The following is a 4,297-nucleotide window of genomic DNA, read 5'->3' as shown; positions in this document are numbered from 1 at the left end:
TGCTCCTCGAGAAAAATAAACGACTGGGCAAGAAACTAGCCGGTACAGGCGGCGGTCGCTGCAATGTGACCAATAACGGCAACCTAGATGACCTCATGGCCGGCATCCCTGGCAACGGGCGCTTTCTTTATAGCGTCTTTTCCCAGTTTGACAACCATGATATCATCAACTTTTTTACGGAAAATGGCGTCAAACTCAAGGTGGAAGACCACGGCCGTGTTTTCCCAGCGACGGACAAGTCCCGTACCATTATCGAAGCTTTGGAAAAGAAAATTGCAGAGCTGGGCGGCACTGTCATCACCAATACTGAAATCGTCTCCGTCAAAAAAACTGATGAGCTTTTTACTGTCAGATCCAGCGACCAGACTTGGACCTGCCAGAAATTGATTGTGACGACTGGCGGCAAGTCCTACCCTTCAACTGGCTCAACAGGCTTCGGTCATGATATTGCCCGACACTTCAAGCACACTGTGACTGACCTGGAAGCCGCTGAAAGTCCTCTTCTAACTGACTTTCCTCACAAAGCGCTTCAGGGGATTTCGCTGGACGATGTGACCCTCAGCTATGGCAAACATGTCATCACCCACGACCTGCTCTTTACCCACTTTGGCCTATCAGGTCCGGCAGCTCTGCGCCTGTCTAGCTTTGTCAAGGGCGGCGAAACCATCTATCTGGACCTTTTGCCACAGACCAGTAAACAGGATTTGGCAAACTTTTTAGAAGAACATCGGGAAAAATCGCTGAAGAACTGCCTGAAAATCCTCCTACCCGAGCGAATGGCAGACTTTTTTGCCCAGCCATTTTCCGAGAAAGTTAAGCAACTCAATCTCAGTGAAAAAGAGACCCTCATCAAGCAAATCAAAGAACTGCCCATCCCTGTCACTGGCAAAATGTCCCTGGCCAAGTCCTTTGTAACCAAGGGTGGCGTCAGTCTCAAAGAAATCAATCCTAAAACCTTGGAAAGCAAACTGGTTCCCGGTCTCCACTTTGCTGGAGAGGTCCTAGACATCAATGCCCACACGGGTGGCTTCAACATCACATCTGCCCTCTGCACCGGCTGGGTGGCAGGTTCAAATTCAATAAGTACCAAATAAGAAAGGAAGTCCTTTGGAACATATTATTTTACTAAGAGGTGTTACTCCTAATGGAAAAAATGCTATCCCGAAAATGTCTTATTTGGTAGATATTTTGACAGAAGCTGGTTTTCAACACGTTCGAACCTATATTCAAAGTGGGAATATCATCCTTGAAAGTGACTTAGATTTAGAAGAAATACGAGAACACGTTCATACTCTGATAAAGGGAAAAATTGGGGCCGACTTAAAAATGGTTATCAAGACTAAGAACGATTTTGAAAAGATTGTTCATGAGAATCCATTTAAAGAAGGCTATCTTCATGATCGTGTACATGTGATTCTTTATCAAGGTTTTATCCAAAGTCTACCACTAGAAAAATTGAAAGCTGATTATGGCGAGGAAGAAATCTATATAAGCGATCACTGTCTCTACCTCTATCTCCCTAGAACTGCAAAACAAAAAAAGCTCAATACCAACTATCTTGAAAAACTGTTTGGCGTGGATCTGACCATGAGAAAGTTAAACGTAGTGGAAAAGTTACTAACAAAATAGGAGAACAATATGAACAGACGCGAAACAGTCGAATTCGTCAACATGTGTATGATTTATGACGGAGAAAAAGTTCTGGTCCAAGACCGAGTTAGTCCTGACTGGCCCGGCATTACTTTTCCTGGCGGGCATGTAGAGCGCGGGGAATCTTTTACCGATGCGGTTATCAGAGAAGTAAAAGAAGAAACTGGACTAACCATCTCCAAACCTCAACTTTGCGGCATCAAGGATTGGTACGATGACGAGGATTACCGCTATGTCGTCCTACTCTACAAGACAAAGCACTATTCTGGTGTGCTACAATCCTCAGACGAAGGAAAGGTCTGGTGGGAAGATTTACAAAATCTGTCTCATCTGAAACTTGCAACCGAAGATATGTCAGATATGCTGCGTGTTTTTCTAGAAGACGATTTAAGTGAATTCTTTTACTATAAAGACGGCGACGACTGGCTTTATGATTTGAAGTAAAAAATGAGGCTGGGACAAAAGTCCTAGCCTCTCAATTGTCTTTGGATTGTCGAGCAAGACGCAGTGGTTGAGTGGGCTCTACTACGCTGATTTCATCAGCTTTTACAGCCCTACTCAACTGTGCGGAGGTGGAACGACGAAATCGAATTCTAACGAATTACCGATTTCTGTCCCACTCTCATTTATTCTGCATTTGTCCGAACGTAAGCAGCAATAACATCTGATGTGTATTGAGCTGTTCCTGGACCAAATTTGTCAATATTTTCCTTAAACTCTGGGTTATAGACATAGCCTTTACCGATATGGCCGAATACCTCAATAGAGCAATCAAAGCCGTAAGTACGGATAGCTTGTAAGAGACGCGCTGCCTGCTCTTGATTTTCTGCTGCGTCAACTGGCAAGCCTTGCTGCATATTCTCTGCCAGACTTTGAAAAACTTGATTGAAGGCTTCAACAGATTCTTCTTCCCGTCCATTTTGACGAGCTAGTGCTTCCGCCATGACTTCTTGACCGTATTCTTCTACAGCTTTTTGCTGATATTTTTGATTATCTTCGTAGGTAAAGCCTGCGAATTTTTCTTTCATTGTCATCTTTCTTTCTCCTTTTTCTTCTTGGATAGTTTTTTGCAAGGTGAAAATCAAGGTGTCTAAGCGGTCTCTTTCCTGCTGCAAATACTCCAACTGCCTCACCAGATGCGGCAGTAAGGCCTGATCGTCCTGACTCAGCAGCTCTGCTATTTTCTCTAGGGAAAAGCCCAAATACTTATAGTAAAGGATAACCTGCAGCCGCTCTAGATCAGCTTGACTGTATGTCCGATAGCCATTTTCTGATTTTTGAGGAACTAAAAGTCCGATTTTGTCGTAGTGATGCAGGGTTTTGACAGAGACACCCGAAAGCTGCGCAGCTTCTTTGATATGATACATAAAAAACCTCCTTGCCCTTATAGTATAAGCCCTGACCTTAGGGCAGAGTCAAGCTTTTTATGAAATTTTTTTAATCACTTTAAATTTTCCAAAGTAGATAGTATTATTTGCGAGAAACCATGGCAATAAAGCCCAGTTTTTCTTGATTCTTTTGGAACATCTTAAACATCTTCATAAATTGGCCGTAATTTTCTTTCTTGAGGGCATTAAAGCAGATTTTCAGTGTGCCGCCCAGTCCTTCGTCATATATCATCCCTCGAAGACTCATCAAGGTCATTTCGCCGACAAATGTGTCCACACGGTCAAAAGCATGAGAACGTGCCAGCTGAATCCAAGAACCTTCAGTTAGAGGCCCCACATTGACATTAATCGCACGAGATAGCTCTTCTCGGACATTCTCATCTTTTTGCTTGAGCATGACGTCGTGGGTGAGGAGCACTCCACCTGGCTTCAGCACCCGGTAGTACTCATCCATACATTTGGCCTTTCCCTTATCCGTCTGCATGGTCAGCATGGCTTCATTGATAACGATATCAAACGAATTGTCATCATAAGGCAGCTTCATAGCATTTGCCTGCTCAAATGTGACGAGTTCACTCACACCAGCTTTGTCTCCATTAAGCTTAGCCTGAGCCAGCGCAGCCTTATCCAAATCAACTGCAGTAATCTGGCAGCCATATTTTTTGCCAGCTCGATTGTTGTGGTTCCCATATTGCAGGCAACCTCTAGAACTTTCTTATCGCTGGAAAACTGCCCCTGCTCAATCAGCCAGTCGGTTGCCAGCTTACCACCGGGACGAAGCCGTTTCTTTCCTAATTTTGCTAAAAATTTATGACCTGCTTCTGCCATTTCCGAACCTCCATGATTTTTATTGCTTCCATTATAGCATAAAATATTATATTTTCAGATAATTCTTAGAATTTAGCAAAAAAACAGACCGAATCGACCGATTCAATCTGTCTTGTATCTTCTTTACAAGCCAAGAAATCCAGCTAGATAGCGCAACAAGGCCACCAAGACTACACCAAACACAACAGTTGCAATTAAGTTCTTATACTTAAAAGCCACATAGCTAGTCGGAAAAACAGCCAGTAAATCCAACCATTTAAAACTTGGAAACTGGCTCGTTTTAGCATTGGTGACGCTGGATAGGATAAGGGCAAAGATGATGGAAACTGGCAGATATTTGAGAAAACGCTCTGCCACGGGCGGAAGCCCCTTGTATTTGACTAGGATAAAGGGTAAAACCCGCGGAATCCAAGTGACTAGGGCTGACAAAA

At 43.6% G+C, this 4,297-nt stretch carries 5 protein-coding genes and 1 pseudogene; 3 read left to right on the top strand and 3 right to left on the bottom strand.

The genetic code is table 11. From position 1 onward, the window contains the following. The 3 genes from Q0191_RS10185 to Q0191_RS10175 all read left to right on the top strand — a co-directional run. Window positions 1-1,094, top strand: a 1,094-nt coding sequence (locus Q0191_RS10185) for an NAD(P)/FAD-dependent oxidoreductase (protein WP_297666148.1), incomplete at its 5' end; no start/stop codon positions are given. Window positions 1,095-1,107: 13 nt separating this feature from the next. After that, window positions 1,108-1,629 (top strand): DUF1697 domain-containing protein, encoded by a 522-nt coding sequence (locus Q0191_RS10180; RefSeq protein ID WP_297666147.1) that lies wholly within the window; start codon window positions 1,108-1,110, stop codon window positions 1,627-1,629. A gap of 9 nt (window positions 1,630-1,638) precedes the next feature. After that, window positions 1,639-2,094, top strand: a complete 456-nt coding sequence (locus Q0191_RS10175; RefSeq protein WP_297666146.1) for an 8-oxo-dGTP diphosphatase — start codon at window positions 1,639-1,641, stop codon at window positions 2,092-2,094. Window positions 2,095-2,276: 182 nt separating this feature from the next. Here the strand turns inward: Q0191_RS10175 and Q0191_RS10170 are convergent, their stop codons facing one another. The 3 genes and pseudogenes from Q0191_RS10170 to Q0191_RS10160 all read right to left on the bottom strand — a co-directional run bounded on the left by Q0191_RS10170 (window position 2,277) and on the right by Q0191_RS10160 (window position 4,295). Next, window positions 2,277-3,017 (bottom strand): MerR family transcriptional regulator, encoded by a 741-nt coding sequence (locus Q0191_RS10170; protein ID WP_297666145.1) that lies wholly within the window; start codon window positions 3,015-3,017, stop codon window positions 2,277-2,279. Window positions 3,018-3,120: 103 nt separating this feature from the next. Then, a pseudogene (locus tag Q0191_RS10165) lies at window positions 3,121-3,866 on the bottom strand (class I SAM-dependent methyltransferase). Between the two features lie 123 nt (window positions 3,867-3,989). Then, entirely contained in the window at window positions 3,990-4,295 is a 306-nt protein-coding gene (locus tag Q0191_RS10160; protein ID WP_297666144.1) for an AzlD domain-containing protein, read from the bottom strand. Between the last annotated feature and the right edge of the window lie 2 nt (window positions 4,296-4,297).

Origin of the sequence: uncultured Streptococcus sp. (assembly GCF_938036805.1) — a bacterium.
Taxonomy (GTDB): Bacteria; Bacillota; Bacilli; order Lactobacillales; family Streptococcaceae; genus Streptococcus.
Note: the sequence above shows the minus strand (reverse complement) of the source record. Positions and strands in the feature narration are given on the sequence as shown.